General features: G+C 74.6%; 22 protein-coding genes. 10 read left to right on the forward strand and 12 right to left on the reverse strand.

All coding sequences use genetic code 11. The features are described from left to right. Positions 1 to 42: 42 nt before the first annotated feature. Together AB0442_RS00845 and AB0442_RS00850 are read right to left on the reverse strand one after the other, a co-directional pair. Positions 43 to 1,698 (reverse strand): RICIN domain-containing protein, encoded by a 1,656-nt coding sequence (locus AB0442_RS00845; protein ID WP_366159819.1) that lies wholly within the window; start codon positions 1,696 to 1,698, stop codon positions 43 to 45. A gap of 320 nt (positions 1,699 to 2,018) precedes the next feature. Further along, entirely contained in the window at positions 2,019 to 2,258 is a 240-nt protein-coding gene (locus tag AB0442_RS00850; RefSeq protein ID WP_263108057.1) for a chaplin, read from the reverse strand. Positions 2,259 to 2,601: 343 nt separating this feature from the next. Between AB0442_RS00850 and AB0442_RS00855 the strand changes: the two genes are divergently transcribed. The 4 genes from AB0442_RS00855 to AB0442_RS00870 all read left to right on the forward strand — a co-directional run bounded on the left by AB0442_RS00855 (position 2,602) and on the right by AB0442_RS00870 (position 4,255). Beyond that, positions 2,602 to 2,844 carry a chaplin gene (locus AB0442_RS00855; protein ID WP_363540545.1) on the forward strand — a complete coding sequence of 81 codons (243 nt, stop codon included), beginning with the start codon at positions 2,602 to 2,604 and terminating at the stop codon, positions 2,842 to 2,844. 302 nt (positions 2,845 to 3,146) lie between these two features. Beyond that, positions 3,147 to 3,389, forward strand: a complete 243-nt coding sequence (locus tag AB0442_RS00860) for a chaplin (RefSeq protein ID WP_366159820.1) — start codon at positions 3,147 to 3,149, stop codon at positions 3,387 to 3,389. A 91-nt stretch (positions 3,390 to 3,480) separates the two neighbouring features. Further along, on the forward strand, positions 3,481 to 3,750 hold the full coding sequence (locus AB0442_RS00865; RefSeq protein WP_344621364.1) for a chaplin: 270 nt from the start codon (positions 3,481 to 3,483) through the stop codon (positions 3,748 to 3,750). Positions 3,751 to 3,865: 115 nt separating this feature from the next. Then, entirely contained in the window at positions 3,866 to 4,255 is a 390-nt protein-coding gene (locus tag AB0442_RS00870; protein ID WP_366159821.1) for a hypothetical protein, read from the forward strand. Between the two features lie 85 nt (positions 4,256 to 4,340). Here the strand turns inward: AB0442_RS00870 and AB0442_RS00875 are convergent, their stop codons facing one another. Then, positions 4,341 to 4,991 (reverse strand): hypothetical protein, encoded by a 651-nt coding sequence (locus AB0442_RS00875; RefSeq protein WP_366159822.1) that lies wholly within the window; start codon positions 4,989 to 4,991, stop codon positions 4,341 to 4,343. A 309-nt stretch (positions 4,992 to 5,300) separates the two neighbouring features. Between AB0442_RS00875 and AB0442_RS00880 the strand changes: the two genes are divergently transcribed. From AB0442_RS00880 to AB0442_RS00890, 3 genes are all read left to right on the forward strand, one after another. After that, positions 5,301 to 5,645 carry a rodlet layer protein gene (locus AB0442_RS00880; RefSeq protein ID WP_263104826.1) on the forward strand — a complete coding sequence of 115 codons (345 nt, stop codon included), beginning with the start codon at positions 5,301 to 5,303 and terminating at the stop codon, positions 5,643 to 5,645. Between the two features lie 155 nt (positions 5,646 to 5,800). Next, positions 5,801 to 6,148, forward strand: a complete 348-nt coding sequence (locus tag AB0442_RS00885; RefSeq protein WP_030267856.1) for a hypothetical protein — start codon at positions 5,801 to 5,803, stop codon at positions 6,146 to 6,148. Between the two features lie 256 nt (positions 6,149 to 6,404). Further along, on the forward strand, positions 6,405 to 6,662 hold the full coding sequence (locus AB0442_RS00890) for a hypothetical protein (RefSeq protein WP_344621361.1): 258 nt from the start codon (positions 6,405 to 6,407) through the stop codon (positions 6,660 to 6,662). Positions 6,663 to 6,752: 90 nt separating this feature from the next. On the opposite strand, the gene hemB is transcribed toward AB0442_RS00890, so the two are convergent. The 7 genes from hemB to AB0442_RS00925 form a co-directional block, all read right to left on the reverse strand. Continuing rightward, entirely contained in the window at positions 6,753 to 7,751 is a 999-nt protein-coding gene (gene hemB, locus AB0442_RS00895) for a porphobilinogen synthase (protein ID WP_359978109.1), read from the reverse strand. A 46-nt stretch (positions 7,752 to 7,797) separates the two neighbouring features. Beyond that, positions 7,798 to 9,444 (reverse strand): bifunctional uroporphyrinogen-III C-methyltransferase/uroporphyrinogen-III synthase, encoded by a 1,647-nt coding sequence (locus AB0442_RS00900; protein ID WP_366159823.1) that lies wholly within the window; start codon positions 9,442 to 9,444, stop codon positions 7,798 to 7,800. Further along, the gene (gene hemC / locus AB0442_RS00905) at positions 9,441 to 10,439 is read right to left on the reverse strand and encodes a hydroxymethylbilane synthase (RefSeq protein ID WP_363540575.1); all 999 of its coding nucleotides are present in this window, start codon (positions 10,437 to 10,439) and stop codon (positions 9,441 to 9,443) included. Before hemC ends, AB0442_RS00900 begins: the two co-directional genes overlap by 4 nt. Before the next feature lie 41 nt (positions 10,440 to 10,480). Continuing rightward, complete coding sequence (locus AB0442_RS00910) at positions 10,481 to 11,827, reverse strand: glutamyl-tRNA reductase (protein ID WP_366159824.1); 1,347 nt, start codon at positions 11,825 to 11,827, stop codon at positions 10,481 to 10,483. Beyond that, positions 11,824 to 12,741 carry a redox-sensing transcriptional repressor Rex gene (locus AB0442_RS00915; RefSeq protein ID WP_366159825.1) on the reverse strand — a complete coding sequence of 306 codons (918 nt, stop codon included), beginning with the start codon at positions 12,739 to 12,741 and terminating at the stop codon, positions 11,824 to 11,826. The genes AB0442_RS00910 and AB0442_RS00915 overlap by 4 nt, the downstream gene beginning before the upstream one ends. 101 nt (positions 12,742 to 12,842) lie before the next feature. Further along, on the reverse strand, positions 12,843 to 13,556 hold the full coding sequence (locus AB0442_RS00920) for a 3'-5' exonuclease (protein WP_366159826.1): 714 nt from the start codon (positions 13,554 to 13,556) through the stop codon (positions 12,843 to 12,845). 207 nt (positions 13,557 to 13,763) lie between these two features. After that, positions 13,764 to 14,039 (reverse strand): glutaredoxin family protein, encoded by a 276-nt coding sequence (locus AB0442_RS00925; RefSeq protein WP_366159827.1) that lies wholly within the window; start codon positions 14,037 to 14,039, stop codon positions 13,764 to 13,766. A gap of 108 nt (positions 14,040 to 14,147) precedes the next feature. Between AB0442_RS00925 and AB0442_RS00930 the strand changes: the two genes are divergently transcribed. The 3 genes from AB0442_RS00930 (at position 14,148) to AB0442_RS00940 (ending at position 17,997) form a co-directional block, all read left to right on the forward strand. After that, complete coding sequence (locus AB0442_RS00930; protein WP_366159828.1) at positions 14,148 to 15,188, forward strand: HAD-IB family hydrolase; 1,041 nt, start codon at positions 14,148 to 14,150, stop codon at positions 15,186 to 15,188. A gap of 475 nt (positions 15,189 to 15,663) precedes the next feature. After that, the gene (locus AB0442_RS00935) at positions 15,664 to 16,536 is read left to right on the forward strand and encodes an ECF subfamily RNA polymerase sigma factor, BldN family (protein ID WP_366159829.1); all 873 of its coding nucleotides are present in this window, start codon (positions 15,664 to 15,666) and stop codon (positions 16,534 to 16,536) included. A 255-nt stretch (positions 16,537 to 16,791) separates the two neighbouring features. Further along, positions 16,792 to 17,997: a DUF5667 domain-containing protein gene (locus AB0442_RS00940; RefSeq protein WP_366159830.1), complete on the forward strand. Its 1,206-nt coding sequence runs from the start codon at positions 16,792 to 16,794 to the stop codon at positions 17,995 to 17,997. A 69-nt stretch (positions 17,998 to 18,066) separates the two neighbouring features. Here the strand turns inward: AB0442_RS00940 and AB0442_RS00945 are convergent, their stop codons facing one another. Then, the gene (locus AB0442_RS00945) at positions 18,067 to 19,080 is read right to left on the reverse strand and encodes a lysophospholipid acyltransferase family protein (RefSeq protein WP_363540555.1); all 1,014 of its coding nucleotides are present in this window, start codon (positions 19,078 to 19,080) and stop codon (positions 18,067 to 18,069) included. Beyond that, entirely contained in the window at positions 19,077 to 20,135 is a 1,059-nt protein-coding gene (locus AB0442_RS00950; RefSeq protein ID WP_366159831.1) for an NAD-dependent epimerase/dehydratase family protein, read from the reverse strand. Before AB0442_RS00950 ends, AB0442_RS00945 begins: the two co-directional genes overlap by 4 nt. Positions 20,136 to 20,194: the final 59 nt, after the last annotated feature.

Below are 20,194 nucleotides of genomic sequence, written 5' to 3' on the forward strand. Positions count from 1 at the left end.
CCGGCGGGCGGGACACCGCGGTGCCCCGCCCGCCGGGGGTGGTCAGTTGGGCAGGTAGGAGATGCCGAGCTTGTCGAGGCGCCAGAGTTGGTCGGGGGTGCCGGTGTCCTGGGCGAGGGCGAGGATGCGGTTGCCCTGGGGGTCGAGGGTGGTGGTGGCGGTGACGAGCTCGGTGCGGTCCTGGGAGTCGGCGATCCGGTAGCGGCCGTCCGCGGTGGGCAGCAGCAGCCAGTGCTGGTTGCCGCCGCCGTGGCAGTGCCACTGGACGAGCCGGGTGCCGGGGGCGGTGGAGCCGCCGGTGGCGTCCAGACACATGGACGTGTTGGCGGTGGAGGCGAGTTCGAAGCTGCCGCCGGCCGCCGCGCGCAGCAGGAAGGACTGGTTGAGGCCACCGGTCGGCCGGTAGGTGATGGCGGCCCGCCCGTCGGTGGCGTCGCCGTAGGTGCCGCCGCCGGCGATGTCGAGGGCCTGGCCGGTGGCCGCGTCGGTGAGCCGGTACCAGGAGCCGTCCTCGGGGGTGTCCGGGAAGGGCTGTCCGGCGGTCAGCGGGGCGATCGAGGTGGTGTTCGTCCGGTCGAGCGAGCAGTAGGCCTGGTCGAGCGCGGGCCGGCGGTAGAACTGGGCGAGGCAGGCGGCCTCGCCGCGGTAGCCGGCCACCCGCAGGTGGTACGACTGCCGGACCATGTTCATGCACACCCCGGGGATCCCGATCTCCTGGTCGCAGCCGTTGCGGGTGCGCTCGGAGACGTCGATGACGTCGCCGTTGGTGTACTCGTACGGCGAGCTCGTCCAGCGGGCGCAGACCTCGTGGCCGTAGCTGACCCGCCGCTGGTCGAGGTAGCGCACGCCGGGCACCCGGCCGGCCGCCTCGCGCAGCGCGTCGCTGAAGGCCGGGACGACCAGGTTGTGGCCCCAGGCGAGGTCCTCGGGGAAGGCCGGGCAGCCGTCCGCGATCTTGCCGAGGTAGTCGTTGCGCCGGATGTCGGGCGTGATCGGCGTGAAGTACGACTGGTAGACCAGCTGGTAGGAGGAGTCGGCGTAGCCGGCCCGGCGCATGGTGGCCCGGACGTTCGTCAGCGCGGCGGCGACCTTGGGCTTGACCCGCTCGGCGCGGGCGGCGATCTCGGCGGTGCCGATGGTGTCCCGGCAGCCCTGCGACTTGGGCACCGGGAAGTACTGGCCGAGGCAGGCGAGCATGATGCCGCTGAAGTCGAAGTCGTCGTTGGCGCCGATCGTGACGACCACCATCTTCACGTCGTACTCGGCGGCGGCGTCGGCGAGTTGGACGTCCTGCTTGGGCTCGCCGAAGTCGCCGCTGCCCGGTCCGGTGATCTTCGCCAGCTCGGGGTCGCTGACCAGGTCGCCGGTCTGTGCGCCGGAGCAGGCGAGGTCGAGCGGGACGAGGTCGGGGAGTCCGGTGAGGAAGATCTCCGACCTGCTGGAGCGGTGGCAGTAGTCGCCGGGGGTGTCGGTGCCGGGCACGTAGTCGTCGCCGGTGTCGGTGCCGGCGCCCTCGCCGGAGATGGCGCTGTCGCCGAGGGCGACGATCGCGGCGGGGCGGGCGCCGGTGCCGTCGGCGGCCCGGGCGGGGGCGGCGGCCGGCAGGCCGGCGAGGCAGAGGACGGCGGCGAGCAGGGCGGCGGCCGGAAGTCCGGTGGTGCGGTGTCTGCGGAGGCCGGGCAGGGGTGAGCTTCTCACGCGTGACTCCTGTGGGGGTGGGGGCCGCACGGCGGGGGCCGGGCGGTGGAGCGGTGCGTGGTGCCGATGGTGCGTGCTGACGCTGGTGCGTGCTGGCGGTGCGCGGTCCCGCGGCGCGGCCGTGGGGGGCCGGGCGCGGAACTCCGGTACGGGGTCGAGAATATGAGCCTGGCTCATATATTAGGAACTGACACCTCGTCCAACAAGCCTCGGCGCACGACGGAACGGGCCGCCGCCCGGCCCCAGGAGGAAGGGGCGCGGGCGGCGGCCCGGTGCGTGCGGACCCGGCCGGCGGACCGGCCGTCGGGCGTGGGACCCGGTCAGCCGACGTTCGCGCAGGAGTTGCCGAACGCCGGGTTCAGCAGGCCGATGACGTCGATCGAGTTGCCGCACAGGTTGACCGGCACGTGCACCGGAACCTGGATGTTGTTGCCCGAGGCGACACCCGGGGAACCGGCCGCGACGCCCTCGGCGCCGGCGCTCGCCATGGCGGTGCCGGCACCGGCAGCGACGATGCCCACAACGGCGGCGCCGACAGCGGCGGCCTTCTTGACGCTCATATGAGTCTCCTCGTAGTTCAGGTCTTCCATGGGCCGCTCGGGTGGACCGCTCGGGCTCCGCACGGAAGGGCACGGGGCGTGCACCGGGCCCAACGAGGCCTGATCGGCGCGGTACCGAACAGACCGGCACATTCACCCGGACGTAGTAGTGAAGGCATTCGGGTGATCGTGGGATCAGCCCGTTTCCCCCGGCGGCCGCGGTCGTTCTTCCCTGCGTACCGGCTCGACCGGTCCGGCCCGGGGATCCCGGTCCGGCCGGCCCCTCCCGCCCGGGCGGGCCCGCGGCGCCCCACGGCCCGCGGCACGCCAGGCGCGGGACTCGCGAACAGAAAGAGACTGCACCATGCGCAAGATCGCCTACGGCGCGCTCGGCACCGCGGCCGCGGCCGCCATGCTGTTCGGCGGCGCGGCCACCGCGTCCGCCTCGGGCGCGACGGCCGAGGGCGTCGCCACCGGCTCCCCCGGTGTGCTGTCCGGCAACCTGCTCCAGGTCCCGGTGCACGTCCCGGTCAACGTCTGCGGCAACACCGTCAACGTGATCGGCCTGCTGAACCCCGCGTTCGGCAACGCCTGCGCCAACATCTGACCCCGGGCCGCCTCCGGCCGGCCCCCGCCGGCCCGCGGGCCGGCCCCAGGACTCCCAGGAGCAGCCGCGAGGCGCCTCCTGGCGGCGCCGCGGTGCCACCGGATTCCCGGCCGTGCGGGAACCGGTGGCGGCGCACACGACCGCATGCGGCCGACGGCTCGCCCAAGCCACGGGCGACACGCGCCAGTTGAGCCGCGGGGGTGACAATCACGGAGCATCCAGGAAATGTCGGGCGATGATTCCGATTCGCCTGGCGCCCGGCCTCCATCAGGAAATCCGGGCACGAACCTAAGGACAATCCCATGCGCACGTTCAAGAAGGCCACCGTCCTCACCGTCGCCGCCGTCGGCCTGGTCGCCTCCGGCGCCGGCGTCGCCGCCGCCAGCTCCGGCGCCGAGGGCGTCGCCACCGGCTCCCCCGGTGTGCTGTCCGGCAACCTGCTCCAGGTCCCGGTGCACGTCCCGGTCAACCTGTGCGGCAACACCGTCAACGTGATCGGCGCCCTGAACCCGGCGTTCGGCAACTCCTGCGCCAACGCCGGCTGACCAGCCGTCGGCTGACGCCGTGTCCGCGCCGCACCCGGCCCCGCCGGGTGCGGCGCACCCTCCCCCGTGTGTGATTAGGAGATCGACTCCCATGCAGAACGTGAAGAAGGCCGCCGTTCTCACCGCCGCGGCCGGCATCGTGCTCGGCGGCGCGGGCGCCGCCAGCGCCAGCTCCGGCGCTCAGGGCGTCGCGGCGGGCTCGCCCGGTGTGCTGTCCGGCAACCTGCTCCAGGTGCCGGTGCACGTGCCGGTGAACGTTTGCGGCAACTCGGTCAACGTGGTCGGCCTGCTGAACCCGGCGTTCGGCAACACCTGCGCCAACGTGGACGCGCCGCCGGAGGTCAAGGAGGAGGACTGCTGATCACCGCGATCGGCACGACTCGTGCGTCTGCCCCCCGGTCGTCGGCCGGGGGGCAGTTCGCGTAGCCGCGGCGGACCGGCCGGCGGCCACCCATCCCACCGACAGAAGGATCCCCATGGTGCTGAAGACGGCCCGAACCGGACTGCTGGCCGCGCTCGGCGCGGCCGCCGCGGTGGGCGCGGCGGCCGGCCCGTCCGCTGCCGCCGAGCAGACCGCCCCGGCCGGACTGCCCCGGCCCACCGCCCAGTTGCAGTCCCCCGACACCGGGCAGGTGGTCGGCGGCACGACCGGTGCGCTCGGCTACGCGGTGGCCCCGGTGAAGAACCTGCGGCTCGACCCGTGGGCGCAGTCCTCCGCGGACGTGCTGAACAACGGCGTGGCCGTCCAGCCCGACAACGGGGTGCCGGCGGTGGGCACCGCGCCGCTGACCTCGCCGCTGAGCGCGGGCGGCGGCCCGCAGAGCCTGCCGGTGGTCGGCCCGGCGCTCGGCCTGCTGCCCGGCTGAGCGGCGGCCGTCCGCGGACACGGCGGCACGGCGGGAGCCCGGCACCCTCGGGGGGTGCCGGGCTCCCGGCGTTCCGGCGCGCGGATCAGAACGCGGGCTGCGCCAGCACGTCGGAGGAGAGCGCCCCGGTGGCGGCCGCGGTCAGGTTGCCGGCGGTGTCGGTGACCGAGACCCGCTGGTCGTCGCCGCCGAGCGAGGCCTTGGCGCCGGGCACCGCCTGCACCGGCGCGGTGACCAGCTGCGGGTCCAGCTCGCCGAAGGAGAGCGCGCCGTCCGCGAACTCGCCGCTGTGGTCGGTCGCGTAGCGCAGCGGCTGGCCGAGCTCCAGGGCCGGGCCGGCCGTCCGGATCGGGGCGGCGGGCACGTTGAGGACGGCCTGGCCGAGCTCGGTGCTCCGGTCGGCGGCGGGCAGCGGCACCACCGCGTCGACGGCCGGGCCGACCCGGCCGGCGTTGATCGCGGGGACGATCCGGTCCGGGACGAGCTGGGCGCCCGGGTGCTCCTCGGGCACCGGCGGCTGCAGCGGCGAGGCGGGCAGCCCGCCGGAGAGCGTTCCGGTCTGGGTGAGCAGCGGCAGCGGCACGTTGAACGGCACCTCCTGGCCCGCCAGGCCGTTCTCGACGGCCGCCACCTCGCCGGGGGTCATCGGCCGGGCCTCGGCCGCGCCCTGCGCGGAGACGACGCCGGCACCGACCGCGAGCAGCAGGGCGCCGGTGGCCCGCTTGGAGAGCTTCATGCAATTCACCGTTCTGTCCGAGTGCGTTCTACCGGGGCGGTTCCGCGGGAAGAGCCCTGCGGAAAAGCAATCTGCGCAACGACCGACCACCGGCGGGATTGCGTCGGTTAACCGGTACGGGCTAATAGTCGGACCGGAATACCGCCGGCCTGATGATCGATCAGACGCCTGCGAAGAATCTGCGTAACTTTCCCGCCGGTCATTCTTTGAATGGGATGTCGCAGCTCGACGGCGACGCGACCGGATCCCATCGACACCGGGCACGGCCGTTGAGCCGCCGCACCCGAGCATTTCAGAGAGGTATCTCCCATGCTGAAGAAGACCTTCGCTGGCCTCGGCCTGGCGGCCGCCGCCCTCGCCACCGCCGCGGCCCCGGCCGGCGCGATCGGCAACGCGGACGGCTCCGCCGGCTCGATCCAGGGCAACGGCGGCACCAACGCCACCGGCACCTGGGGCAACCACAGCCCCAACTTCCACTTCGCCGACAACCCGAACGTCTGCCTCCCCGAGATCCACAACATCGGCGTGGCCGTGCTCGGCGTGGCGGTCCCGGTCGAGGTCGACGCCCTCAACAACCAGCCCAAGCAGACCTGCGTGGTCGGCCAGGGCACCCTCGGCAGCGGCGACGGCGGCGTCTCCCACCTGATCGGCTGACGCCCGCCCGCTGCGCCCGCGGGGCCGTGCGCCCCGCCCCCGCACCTCCCGGTACGGCCGCTCCCCCGGTCGCACCGGCGCAGAACGGACGGCGTGAGCCACCCGCCGGACCGAGGCTCCACTCCCTACCGAAGATCCCACGAAGGAACGCAGAAATGATCAAGAAGGCTCTCGCCGCCGCCGGCGTCGCCGCCGCCGGTGTCGCCATGGCCGCCGCCCCCGCGATGGCGATCGGCGACGCCGACGGCGCTGCCACCTCCATCCAGGGCAACGGCGGCACCAACGCCACCGGCACCACCGGTGACCACAGCCCGAACTACCACACGCTGGACAACCCGAACCTCTGCCTGCCCGAGGTCCACAACATCGCGGTCGGCGCGGTCGTCGGCCTCGCCGTGCCGATCGAGGTCCCGGTCCTCAACAACCAGCCGCAGCAGACCTGCGTGGTGGGCCAGAACACCGTGGGCAGCGGCGACGGCGGCGTGTCCCACCTGATCGGCTGATCCTGCCGGTCCGATCTGCCGCCGGGCCCGGGGGAGCCGCTCCTCCGGGTCCGGCGGTTGCCGTTCCCCGGCCGGGCGTCCACCGGCCGGGCCGCGGTCACCCCTCCCCGGCCGTCCGCCGGGACCGCTCCGCACGGCGGTCCCGGCGGGGCGTCCGGGTGACGGTGTGTCGTACCGGGCGCGTGGTTGCCGGGCCGGGGCGGCTTGTTGTGATCAGTTGAGTCCGCATCACCGTCGTAGAGAGGACCCCTCCATCATGAAGAGCATGCTCGGCAAGGCCCTGCTGACCGCCGTCGGCGCCCTGGCCGTGGCCGGTGTCGCGGCGCCCGCCCAGGCGCACGTGGACGCGGGCGGCGGCGCCCACCTGGTCGCCACCGCCGACGACCCGTTCGTCGCGGGCGAGGGCCACGGCTGGGCCGAGACCAGCAACATCTCCGTGATCGGCCAGGAGTGGGGCTGGGCCACCAGCACGGCCATCGGCGGCGGCGCCGACGGCGAGGCCCACATCGGCTGACCCGGCCGTACGGGCACCGGAAGCCGGGCTGCGGAGATCCCTCGGCCCGGCCTCTTCGGGTGCACCGCAAGGGGCGCGTGGGGGCAGCTCCTAGCGCAGCATCCCCGCGGCCTCGACCGCCCAGTAGGTGAGGATCTGCTCGGCGCCGGCCCGGCGGATCGAGGTGAGGGTCTCCATGATCATCCGCTCGCGGTCGACCCAGCCGTTGGCGGCTGCGGCCTCGACCATCGCGTACTCGCCGGAGACCTGGTACGCGGAGACCGGCACCGGGGAGGCGTCGGCGATCTGCCGCAGCACGTCCAGGTAGGCCATGGCCGGCTTCACCATGACCAGGTCGGCGCCCTCGGCGACGTCCAGCTCCAGCTCGCGCAGCGACTCGCGGGCGTTCGCCGGGTCCTGCTGGTACGCCTTGCGGTCGCCCTTGAGCGAGGAGCCGACCGCCTCGCGGAACGGCCCGAAGAAGGCCGAGGCGTACTTGGCGGTGTAGGCGAGGATGCCGGTGTCCTGGTGGCCGGCCTCGTCCAGGGCCCGCCGGACCACGCCGATCTGACCGTCCATCATCCCGGACGGCCCGACCAGGTGGACGCCGGCGTCGGCCTGCACCACGGCCATCTCGGCGTAGCGCTCCAGGGTGGCGTCGTTGTCGACCGAGCCGTCCGCGGCGAGCACGCCGCAGTGGCCGTGGTCGGTGTACTCGTCCAGGCAGAGGTCGGACATCACGATCAGCTGGTCGCCGACCTCGGCGACCACGTCGCGGATGGCCTGCTGCAGGATGCCGTCCGGGTTGGTGCCCTCGCTGCCGACGGCGTCCTGCACCTCGGGGACGCCGAACAGCATGATGCCGCCGAGGCCGGCCTCGGCGGCCTCCACGGCGGCCCGGCGCAGGGTGTCCCGGGTGTGCTGGACGACGCCCGGCATCGAGGTGATCGGCTTCGGCTCGGTGATGCCCTCGCGGACGAAGGCGGGCAGGATCAGTTCGGCCGGGTGCAGGCGGGTCTCGGCGACCAGCCGGCGCATCGCCGGGGTCGAGCGGAGGCGGCGCGGGCGTACGGTCGGGAATTCGGCGGACAACTGCTGCTTCTCTCTCACGACACGAAACCGCCGGGGAGGCTCGGGGCCTCCCCGGCGGCGGGGTTCAGCGGGCGGCCTTGCGGCGCGACCCGGGGCGGCGCTCGCTCGGCCGGTAGACCGGTTCGCCGGCGGCGACCGCGGTGTCCCGGCGGCGGGCGCCGAATTCGGCGAGGGCCTGGGCCAGCGCGGCGGCGGACGGCGCGGGCGCCATCACGTCGACCCGCAGGCCGTGCTCCTCGGCGGTCTTGGCGGTGGCCGGGCCGATGCAGGCGATCACCGTCACGTTGTGCGGCTTGCCGGCGATGCCGACCAGGTTCCGCACGGTGGACGACGAGGTGAAGAGGACCGCGTCGAAGCCACCGCCCTTGATCGCCTCACGGGTCTCGGCCGGCGGCGGCGAGGCGCGCACGGTGCGGTACGCCGTGACGTCGTCGACCTCCCAGCCGAGCTCGACCAGGCCGGCCACGAGCGTCTCGGTGGCGATGTCGGCGCGCGGCAGCAGCACCCGGTCGATCGGGTCGAAGACCGGGTCGTACGGCGGCCAGTCCTCCAGCAGGCCGGCGGCGGACTGCTCGCCGGAGGGCACCAGGTCGGGCTTCACGCCGAAGTCGACCAGCGCCTGGGCGGTGGTCTCGCCGACCGCCGCGACCTTGATGCCGGCGAAGGCGCGGGCGTCCAGGCCGTACTCCTCGAACTTCTCCCGGACGGCCTTGACGGCGTTGACCGAGGTGAAGGCGATCCACTCGTAGCGGCCGGTCACCAGGCCCTTGATCGCCCGCTCCATCTGCTGCGGGGTGCGCGGGGGCTCCACCGCGATGGTCGGCACCTCCTGCGGGACGGCGCCGTAGCCGCGCAGCTGGTCGGAGAGGCCGTGCGCCTGCTCCTTCGTCCGCGGGACGAGGACGTTCCAGCCGAACAGCGGCTTGGTCTCGAACCAGGAGTGCGAGGCGCGGTGGGCGACCTGCTCGCCCACCACGGCTATCACCGGCGTCGCCGGGTCGACCGGGGCCGACACCGGGGAGGGCAGCACCCGGGCCGCCTTCAGGTCGGCGGCGATGCCGGCCAGCGTGGAGGTGAAGGTGCGCTGGCGGGTGGTGGTGCCCGACAGGGTCGCGGAGAGCGCGGCCTCCGGCTTGCGGCCGTTGGCGACCAGCGCGTTGGCGGTCGCCGGCAGCTGGCCGAGGGTGGTGCGGACGACCAGGGTGGTCTCCAGCGCGCCCAGGTCGACACCGGCGCCGCCGAGCAGCGCCGCCGCGTCGACGAAGCGCACGTCCGCGCCCTGGCTGCTGCGCAGCGGCACACCGGCGTAGGCGGGGACACCGACCGACTGGGCGACGCCCGGGATCACCTCGAAGGCGATCGCCGCACCCGCGCAGCCGAGCATCTCCTCGGCGGCGCAGCCGTCCAGGCCGGGGTCGCCGTCGACGGTGCGCACCACGTGCTTGCCGGCGCGGACGGCGTCCGCGACGAGCTTGGCGACGTCGAGGCCCGCCTCCTCGGCGGGGTTGTGCACCTGGACGCCGGCCGGGCAGTGCGCGCGGACGGCGGCGGCGGTGAGCGGGTCGGCGATCAGCACGTCGGCGGAGGCCAGCACGTCGACCGCGCGGAGGGTGAGCAGACCGGGGTCGCCCGGGCCGGCTCCCAGGAAGGTGCAGCGGCCGGACGGCTGGGCCGGGCCGTTGGAGGGGCTGGTGGCGGCGGTGGGGCTCATCGGTTTCGCTCCCCCATCAGGCCGGCCGCCCCCTGGTCGAGCAGCCGGGCAGCGAGCGCGCGGCCGAGGGCCGCCGCCTGCTCCTCGGCCGTCCCGTCCAGGACGAGCGGGCCGGTGGCGGTCATTCTCAGCAGGGTGGCGCCGTCGGTGGTGCCGACCACGCCCTCCAGCCGCAGTTCGGTGCCGGCCCAGGTGGCCAGCGCGGCGACGGGCGCCGAGCAGCCGGCCTCCAGGGCGGCGAGCAGGGCGCGTTCGGCGACGACCGCGGCCCGGGTGGGCCGGTGGTCGAGCTCGGCGAGCTGTGCGGCGAGCGCGGCGTCCGTGCACTCGACGGCGAGGGCGCCCTGGCCGGGGGCCGGGACCATCAGCTCGGCGTCGAGGTGCTCGGTGATCTCGGCGCCGCGGCCGAGCCGGTTGAGGCCGGCGGTGGCGAGGACCACCGCGTCCAGCTCACCGGAGGCGACGTAGCCGATCCGGGTGTCGACGTTGCCGCGTATCGCGACCGTCTCCAGGGCGGTGCCGCGGGCGGCGGCCCAGGCGTTGAGCTGGGCCGTCCGGCGCGGGGAGCCGGTGCCGACGCGGGCGGTGCGGCCGCTGCCGGCGAGCTTCTCGACGAGTTCGCCGAGCGTCAGGCCGTCCCGGGCGACGAGGGCGTCGCGGGAGTCCTCGCGCTCCGGCACGGCCGCGAGCAGCAGGCCGGCCGGGGCGGCGGTGGGGAGGTCCTTCAGGGAGTGCACGGCGAGGTCGATGCGGCCCTCCAGGAGGGCGTCGCGCAGCGCCGAGACGAAGACGCCGGTGCCGCCGATCTGCGCCAGCGCCTCGCGGGAGGTGTCGCCGTAGGTGGTGATCTCCACCAGTTCCACCGGGCGGCCGGTGACCCGGCTCACCTCGCGCGCGACCATGCCGGACTGCGCCATGGCGAGGGCGCTGCGCCTGGTGCCGAGGCGCAGCGGCTGCTCGGGGGCGCCCGGGGGGCTGCTCAGTTGACCATTCATGGGGTGCTCGTCCAGGTCGTGCCGGTGGGGGTTGACGGGGTTCATCCGGCCGCTCCGCCGCGGGGGGCGTGGCCGGTGCCCGGCGAGGCTGCCGGGGTGCCGGAGACGGCGTGCACGGCCGCCGGGTCCAGGTCGAAGAGCTCGCGCAGCGCGTCCGCGTAGGAGGCGCCGCCGGGCTCCGCGGCGAGCTGCTTGACCCGCACGGTGGGGGCGTGCAGCAGCTTGTCGACGACGCGGCGGACGGCCTGGCCGATCTCGGCGCGGGAGCGCTCGTCGAGGTCGGGCAGCCGGGACTCCAGCCGGGCGAGTTCGCCGCTGACGACGTCGGAGGCCATCGAGCGGAGCGCGACCACGGTGGGGGCGATCCGGGCGGCGCGCTGGGCGGCGCCGAAGGCGGCCACCTCGTCGGCGACGATGCCGGTGACGGCGTCGACGTCGGCGGCGCCGGGGCCGTCGGCCGAGTGCGCGTGCGAGAGGCTCTCGATGTCGACCAGCAGGGCGCCGGGCAACTCGTGGACGTCGTGGTGGACGTCGCGCGGCATCGCCAGGTCGAGGAAGGCGAGCGGGCCGTCGCCGGTGCGGGCGCCGACCGCGGCGGCGACCTGCTCGGCGGTGACGACCACGCCGGCCGCGCCGGTGCAGGAGACCACCAGGTCGACGTCGGCGAGCGCCTCGGGGACCTTGGCGAAGTCGACGGTGCGGCCGGTGCCGAGGATGGTGACCAGCCGCTCGGCGCGTTCGGCGGTGCGGTTGGCGATCAGCAGGTCGGTGACGCCGGAGCGCACCAGGGTGGCGGCGGCGAGCGAGCTCATCGAGCCGGCGCCGACGACCAGGACGCGCTTGCCGGCGATGGCGCCGGCGCCGGCGGCGACCTGCTCCAGGCCGAAGGTCACCAGGGACTGCCCGGCCTTGTCGATGCCGGTCTCGCTGTGGGCCCGCTTGCCGACCCGCAGGGCCTGCTGGAAGAGCTCGTTGAGGCCGCGGCCGGCGGTGTGCTCGTCCTGGGCGCGGGCCAGGGCGTCGCGCAGCTGGCCGAGGATCTGGCCCTCGCCGACGACCATCGAGTCCAGGCCGCAGGCCACCGAGAAGAGGTGGTGGACGGCGCGGTCCTCGTAGTGGACGTAGAGGTGGGCGGTGAGCTCCTCCAGGTCGACGCCGCTGTGGTGGGCGAGCAGCAGGGAGAGCTCGGCGACGCCGGCGTGGAACTTGTCCACGTCCGCGTAGAGCTCGATCCGGTTGCAGGTGTTGACCAGGGCGGCCTCGGCGACGGTGGCCGAGGCGGCGGCGTCGTGCAGCAGGCGGGTGGGGACCTCGCCGGTGAGGGCGGCGCGCTCCAGCACGCCGACCGGGGCGGTGCGGTGGCTCAGTCCGACGACGAGCAGGCTCATGCCGGCATCACCGCCGAGAGGTCGCCCTCGCCGCCGGCGGGGGTGGCGCCGCCGGCCTGGGCGGCGGTCTTGGCGGCCCGGCCCTGGGCGGACCGGTCGGTGCCCTTGGCGGGCTCCGCCTTGGTGGCGCCGCCCGCGGCGCGGCGCAGCTTGGCGGCCGCGGCGCGGACCGGGCCGGGGGCCCGGTCGAGGACGGAGTCGCCGCCGCCGGGCTCCTCACCGGCCTTGCGCTGCTCGTGGAAGGCGAGGATCTGGAGCTCTATGGAGAGGTCGACCTTGCGCACGTCCACGCCGTCCGGGACGGTCAGCACGGTGGGGGCGAAGTTGAGGATGCTGGTGACGCCGGCCTCGACGAGCCGGTCGCAGACCTGCTGGGCGGCGCCGGGCGGCGTGGTGATCACGCCGATGGAGACCTGCTGGTTCTCGACGATGGACTCCAGCTCGTCCATGTGCCGCACGGGCAGGCCCGCGGCGGTGGTGCCGACGACGCCGGGGTCGGCGTCGAGCAGGGCGGCGACCCGGAAGCCGCGGGAGGCGAAGCCGCCGTAGTTGGCGAGGGCGTGGCCGAGGTTTCCGATGCCGACGATGACGACCGGCCAGTCCTGGGTGAGACCCAGCTCACGGGAGATCTGGTAGACCAGGTACTCGACGTCGTAGCCGACCCCTCGGGTGCCGTAGCTGCCGAGGTAGGAGAAGTCCTTGCGGAGCTTGGCGGAGTTCACGCCGGCGGCGGCGGCCAGCTCCTCGGAGGAGACGGTGGGGACGGACCGCTCGGAGAGCGCGGTCAGGGCCCGCAGGTAGAGGGGGAGGCGGGCGACGGTCGCCTCCGGGATGCCCCGGGCACGCGAGGGTCGGCGCGCGGCGCCGGTGTCGGGCGCCTGCGAACTGCTCTGGGTGGGTCGGCCGATTGCCACGGTGCTCCCGAGGGTGAAGCTGGGCTTAGGCAGCCAGGCTATGCGTTTGTGAACGTGTGCACAAAGATGGTGCCCGATTTGTCCCTGCACAGTGATGCGCATCACTCACCTCCCTGCGGGGCCGCCGCCGATCCGGGGGCCACCGGAGCGCCTGCCCCGTGACCGGCCGCACCCTGCGGCCACGGGCCGGGCGCGGCCTCCCGGCGCAGCAGCGGGACGAGCTCGCCGCCCGCCAGCGAACGGGCCCGGCCGAGCCGCGGCCAGGGCACCGGCGCGGCGCCCCGGGGCGGCTCCGGGCGGTCGGCGGGCGGCAGCGCCCCGGCCCGGGCGTAGTGGCGGAGCAGGTCGGCACAGGCGCGGGCGTCCCCCATCGCGGTGTGCGCCGGGTACCAGCCGAGGCCGGCCTCCCGGACGCAGGCGGTGAGGCCCCAGCCGGCGGCGGCGGGCAGCCGGGTACGGGCCGTGCGCATGGTGCACAGCAGCGGGACGGGCGGCAGCGGCACCCCGATCCGGGCGTACTCGCGCTCCAGGAAGGCGTGGTCGCAGGTGACGTGGTGGCCGACCATGACCCGGTCCGCGAGCAGGTCGAGCAGGTAGGGGGCGACCTCGCGGAAGCGCGGGGCGCCGACCACGTCGTCCTGGGTGATCCGGTGCACGTGGGTGGGCCCGACCGGCCCGCCGGGGTCGATCAGGGTGGAGAAGGTCTCCTCGGTGCGGAGACCGTCGTCCAGCAGGACGACGGCGACCTCGACGACCCGGTGCCGCCAGGGGCTGCGGCCGGTGGCCTCGACGTCGACGACGGCATAGCCGCCCATCGCGCTCTCTCCTTCGCCTGCGGCCCCCGGCGGACACGAAACAGGCTCGATCGTAAGCCGACGAATTCACCGATTCGGCGGGTGATCTCTATCGGGTCGGCAACGATTCGGCTCCGCACCCCCGCCGATCGGCGGGGGTGCGGGCGGGCGCGACGGCGGGCGGCGGTGGCGGACGGGGGTGCGGACGGTGCGCGGACGCCGGCCGGATCAGGCGCCGAGGGCGGCGCGCAGACGGCGTTCGTCCACCCGCCAGAAGTCGTGCTGGCGGCCGTCGATCAGGGTCACCGGGATCTGTTCGGCGTACTGGTGGTACAGCGCCTCGTCCTGGGTGATGTCCTTCTCCTCGAAGGCGGCGTCGAGTTCGCCGGTGACCCGGACGAGGATCGCGCGGGCGTCGTCGCACAGGTGGCAGCCGGGCTTGCCGATCAGGGTCACCACCCGGTCGGCGGGCTTCTTGTTCTTGTCGCGTCGCAGCAGGCTCACCCGGCCATTGTGCGCCCGTGGCGCGGGCCACTGCGCCGATGTGCACCGTTAACGGCTCCTGCACGCGGGCGTCACGGGAACCCCTTCCCGGCTGGCTATGCTCGGTCCATGGCCGCGCTACGAAGGCTCCACCTCGCAAGGCGTTCCCCCGACGAGCGGACCGCGCTGGCGGGCGAGGCCGCCGCCGACGCGGCCGAGGCCGGCCTGATCGCCGCCACCGCGCGGCGCACGGACGGAGCCGGGACGGCCGCGGTCACGGAGAAGAGCGCGGAGAAGGCCGAGAAGTCGGACAAGGCCGAGAAGGCCGAGAAGACGGAGAAGGCCGGACGCGGCAGGAAGGCCCCCGCCGAGGACCACACCCCGACGCCCGACGACCCCCGGGCGGCCGCCTTCTTCGACTGCGACAACACGATCCTGCGCGGCGCCGCGATGTTCTACCTCGGCGTGGGACTGTACCGGCGGCGGTTCTTCACCCGCCGCGACGTGGCCCGCTTCGTCTGGCAGCAGACCTGGTTCCGGCTGCACGGCTCGGAGGACCCGGCGCACATCGCGGACGCCCAGGACACCGCGCTCGGCCTGGTCGCCGGCAAGCGGACGGCCGAGCTGGAGCAGATCTGCGAGGAGATCTTCGAGGAGGTCATCGCGGACAAGGTCTGGCCCGGCACCCGGGCGCTCGTCCAGATGCACCTCGACGCCGGGCAGCGGGTCTGGCTGGTCACCGCGGCCCCGCAGGAGATCGCCCGGATCATCGCCCGCCGGCTGGGCATGACCGGCGCCCTGGCCACCGTCGCCGAGACCTCGAACGGCGAGTACACCGGCCGACTGGTGGGCGGCCTGCTGCACGGGCCGGCGAAGGCGGCCGCGGTGCAGGCGCTGGCCCGCCGCGAGCAGCTGGACCTCTCCCGCTGCGCGGCGTTCAGCGACTCCGCCAACGACATCCCGATGCTCAGCCTGGTCGGCCACCCCTACGTGGTGAACCCGGACGCCTCGCTGCGCCGACACGCGCGGACGCACGGCTGGCGGGTCCGCGACTTCCGGACGGGCCGCAAGGCCGCCAGGGTCGGGCTGCCGGCCGCCGCCGGGCTCGGCGTCGCGGCGGGTGCCACGGCCGCGGCCCTGGCCGCCCACCGGCGCCGCCGTACCGCCTGAGACCGCGGCCGGAACCGACCCCTCGTCACATGCGCCTTGGTCCGGGGCGGTTGCCGGGGCGTCCACCCGCGGCCCGTCAACTCCTCACACGTGCGGGCGACATCGGGCGGACGGCTGCGGTTCGCGCCCGCTTCACTCTTGACCGGATCCGATCGTTCGGCGCCTCGGGAAAGTTGTGGGTTACCGGGCCGCGAGGCAGGGAAAGCGCCCGCCCTTCACTCGAATCGGTCACACCGGGTTGCCGTTCGATCACGCGGAGCGCGTCCCGACCGGCCACCGGCGATCAGTACCGGCTGAATATACGTGCCATCCGGATCCCAAACGACCAGTTCCGCCACAGGGTGTAGCCGTCATTGCACAAAGCGTTATCCTCTCCTGGATGCACGGCACCTGCGTGTCCCCCGGCGGGGGCATGGGGGCGTGCTCTCCGCACAGGCGGAGGTGACCCGTCCACAGTTCTGCCTCTGGGAGTCCCGTGTACCCACCCGTCCGGAACGACGCGCCCACCACCTCCAGCCCGTCGACCGCCACCCTGCGCACCGGCGCCCGACTGGACCGGCTGTGGGCCGCCATCCGCGAGTTCCAGGTGCTCGTCCCCCAGCCCGCCCTCGCCGGTGCCGGCGCCCCCGTCGCACCCGGCCCGCGCGCCCTCCCCGCCGCCCGCCCGGCCGCCGCCGGCACCCTGCTGCGCTCCACCGCCACCAGCGGCACCGCCGCGGGCGGCACCACGACCGGCACCCGCCGCGGCGTCGGCGCCCCGGCCCGCAGCCGCCCGCGCACCGACCGCGGCACCGAGACCGAGCACAACCCGGTGATGGAGCTGGTCGAGCGCGCCCAGGCCGGCGAGAGCGAGGCCTTCGGCCGGCTCTACGACCAGTACTCGGACACCGTCTACCGGTACATCTACTACCGGGTCGGCAGCCGGGCCACCGCCGAGGACCTCACCAGCGAGACCTTCCTGCGGGCGCTGCGCCGGATCGGCACCTTCACCTGGCAGGGCCGGGACTTCGGCGCCTGGCTGGTGACCATCGCCCGCAACCTGGTGGCCGACCACTTCAAGTCCAGCCGGTTCCGGCTGGAGGTCACCACCGGCGAGATGCTGGACTCCAACGAGTGCGAGCGCAGCCCGGAGGAGTCCGTCCTGGAGTCGCTGGCCAACGCGGCCCTGCGGGACGCCGTGCGGCGGCTCAACCCCCAGCAGCAGGAGTGCGTCAACCTCAGGTTCCTGCAGGGGCTCTCGGTCGCCGAGACGGCGCGGATCATGGGCAAGAACGAGGGCGCCATCAAGACCCTGCAGTACCGCGCGGTGCGGACGCTGGCCCGCCTGCTGCCCCCGGACGCGCGGTGAGCCTGCTGCCGTGACGCCCCCAACCGACGGACCGTCACCCGGGCCCGTGCTCCGACACGGGCGGGTGAATGCGCGGTCACATGATCAGTCGTGCGTAACCGACTCCCGGCACCGCTCGTTGGCCAGCCTGGAAACCCTCAACGGGCGTGCGGTCAAGCAGGTTCGGACCGCATCACCCGATGGTGTGGTTTCGGCCCGCCGAGACAACCCTCCGGCAGGCCACGGTGTCGACAACGACGAAGGGAGGTGTGGCCCGTGACGGCAAACGTGCTGGAGCACCGGCGGGCGAAGGCCTTCGCCGAGGCATTGGAGGCCCACCGGACGGACAACCCACCCGGCGGGGACGGACCCGACGGGAGCACGCCGGGCGGTGCCCACCGCGCCGGATCGACCGCGATGGCCGAGCTGCTGGCCGTGGCGGACACCCTCGGGGAACTGCCCGTACCGGAGTTCTCCGCGGAGGCCAAGGCGATCCAACGGGCCCAGCTGATGGCCGCGTTCGAGCAGGCCTTCGCCGGGGGCGGCACCCCGGCGGTGCCGCGGCAGCGCGGGCACCGGGCCGCCCGGGCGGCCCGCGGGCGCTGGGGCCGCCGGCTCGCGATCGGCGGGCTGGTCGCGGGCGTCGCGGTCGGCGGTTTCGCCGGCGCCGCGGCCGCCAGCGGCGGTGCCCTGCCGGGCGACGCCCTGTACGGCATGAAGCGCGGCCTGGAGGGCCTCCGGCTGGACTGGGCCGGGTCCGACTCCGAGCGCGGCGCGCTGCTGCTGGAGCAGGCGACCACCCGGCTGGACGAGGCGCAGAGCCTGCTCCAGCGGTCCGGCTCGCCGGACACGCTGAGCCCCGGCACGGTCGAGCAGGTCCGGCAGGCGCTGGACGACATGCACGCCGAAGCCCTCCGCGGTCGCGACCTGCTGCGTTCGGTGTACCGGAGCAACGGCTCGCTGGCGCCGATGCGCCAGCTCGCCACCTTCGCCTCGGGCCAGGACGACCGCTGGACGCGCCTGCACGACCGGCTGCCCGGCCAGCTCGGCCCGCAGGCCGACAAGGTCGACGAGCTGTTCGACGACATAAGCGAGGACGTCGCACCCCTGCACCTGGAGAAGCCCGGTCCGGGCGACCAGCAGGGCACGGGGGCGGGCGACGGTCAGACCTCGGGGCAGGCGTCCGGCGGCGCCGTCCAGGGCGCCACGCAGGGCGGTTCGGGTGCGCCGGCGGCGCACGGCACCGGCACCGCCCCGAACGGCGCCGCGCCGAGCACGGCCCCGCAGGGCGTCGGCGGTCTGGTCGACGGCCTCACCGACGGCCTGGGCGGCGGGCAGAGCGGCGCACCGGCCACCGGCGGCACGACCGGATCGGGTGCCTCCCCCGCCCCGAGCGGTTCGGCCACCGGGTCGTCGGAGGGTCAGGGGATCACCATCCCGCCGCTGATCCCCGGCCTGCTGCCCGGTCTCACGCTGGGCTGAGGCCGGCTCCGTCCCGAGCGGCCGTGGGATTCCCGAGCTCCCACGGCCGCTCCGGCGTCGGTGCACCGGTCAGAAGAAGACCGATCGCCGCTGCACCAGCAGCTTGTACAGGGTGTGCTGGATGGTCTCGCGGACCTGGTCGGCGAGGTTGAAGACCAGCATCGGGTCGTCCGCGGCCTCCCGCGGGTACCCGTCGGTCGGGATCGGCTCGCCGAACTGGATCGTCCACTTGGTCGGCAGCGGGATCGCGCCGAGCGGCCCCAGCCAGGGGAAGGTCGGCGTGATCGGCACGTACGGCAGGCCGAGCAGCCGGGCCAGCGAGCGGAAGTTGCCGATCATCGGGTAGGTCTCCTCGGCGCCGACGATCGAGCAGGGCACGATCGGGACACCCGCGCGCAGTGCGGAGGAGACGAAGCCGCCGCGGCCGAAGCGCTGGAGCTTGTACCGCTCGGAGAACGGCTTGCCGATCCCCTTGAAGCCCTCCGGCCAGACCCCGACCACCTCGCCGCGCTCCAGCAGCGCCTGGGCGTCCTCGTTGCAGGCGAGGGTGTGGCCGGCCTTGCGGGCCAGCTCGCCGGCGACCGGCAGCAGGAAGACCAGGTCTGCGGCGAGCATCCGCAGGTGGCGCCGGTGCGGGTGGTGGTCGTGGATCGCGACCTGGGTCATCAGCGCGTCGAGCGGGATGGTGCCGGAGTGGTTGGCGACGATCAGCGCGCCGCCCTCGGCGGGGATGTTCTCGACGCCGAGGACCTCGACCCGGAAGTACTTCTCGGCGACCGGGCGGAGCAGCGAGAGCAGCACCTCCTCGGTGAGCTCCCGGTCGAAGCCGAACTCGTCGACCTCGTAGTCGCCGGTGATCCGGCGGCGCAGGAAGGCCAGGCCGCTGGCGGCGCGGTCCTCCCAGCCCTTGCCGAGGACCTTGGTGGCGGTGGCGCCGAGCTGTCCGGCGAGCGCGCCGCCGACGGCGTCGGCCAGCCGGTCCGCGAAGCCGCCGCCCTCCGGGCTGCCGGCGTGCCAGCTGGGCGCGGACTCGATCGGGATGACCTTGGCGTCGGCCGGCTCGGTCTTGCGGGCTGCGGTCATCGTGGCATCGGCTCCTGGATGGGGCGGTCGTCCTGGCCGAGCAGGGCGGCCAGCCGGTCGGTGACGGCGGCGAGCCGCTCCGGGGGCAGCAGGCCGGCCCGCTGGGCGGCGACGAAGTCGGCGAACGCCTCGGCGGTGGTGAAGCGGGGGGTGTGGCCGAAGGTCTCGCGGAGCTGGGTGGTGTCCACGACCCGGCCGTGGGTGAGCAGTTGGATCAGCTCGGGCGAGATGTCAGCCAGCCGGGTCTGCCGGACGAGCCCGGCGACCGCGCCGAGCGCGGGCCTGAGCAGCGGCACGGTGGGCCGGCCGAGTCGGCGGGCGCACTGCGAGAGCAGCAGGACGCCGTCGCCGGCCACGTTGAAGGTACCGGTGTTGGTGGTGCCCGGACGGGGGTCGAGGGCGGCGAGCCGGAGCACCTCGACGGCGTCGTCCTCGTGGACGAACTGCAGGCGCGGGTCACGGCCGAGCACGGTGGGCAGCACGGGCAGGGTGAACCAGGCGCAGAGCGGGGTGTCCCCGACCGGGCCGACGATGTTGGCGAAGCGCAGCACGGTGACGGCGACGTCGGGCCGGCGGCGGGCGAAGCCGCGGACGTAGCCCTCGACCTCGGCGGCGTCCCGGGCGAAGCCCCCGGCGGGCAGCTCCTTGGGCTGCATCCGCTCGTGGAAGACGGCCGGGTCGCGCGGGGCGGAGCCGTACACGCCGGTGGTGGACTTCACCACCAGGCGGCGCACCCCGGGGGCCTTCTGGCAGGCACCGAGCAGCTGCATGGTGCCGATGACGTTGGTCTCCTTGACCGTGGAGCGGCCGCCCGGGCCCATGGCGGAGACGTTGAGGTGGACGACGGTGTCGACGCCGTGCTCCGCGATCACCCGGGCGACGGCCGGGCGGCGCAGGTCGACCCGGGCGAAGTCGACCCCGGGCGGCAGGTCCTCGGCAGGGGGTTGGACGTCGACCCCGACGACCTTGTCGACCCCGCGGGAACGGGCGATCCCGGCGGCGAACCGGGCACCGAGGTGCCGGGCCACACCGGTGACGAGTACGGTCCTGCCCACGCTGCTGCGGCCTCCTCGTGTCGCCCTGAGTGCACCGTACCGTGCGGATGTTTCCGGAC

Origin of the sequence: Kitasatospora sp. NPDC085895, from assembly GCF_040702125.1 — a bacterium.
Lineage (GTDB): Bacteria > Actinomycetota > Actinomycetes > Streptomycetales > Streptomycetaceae > Kitasatospora > Kitasatospora arboriphila.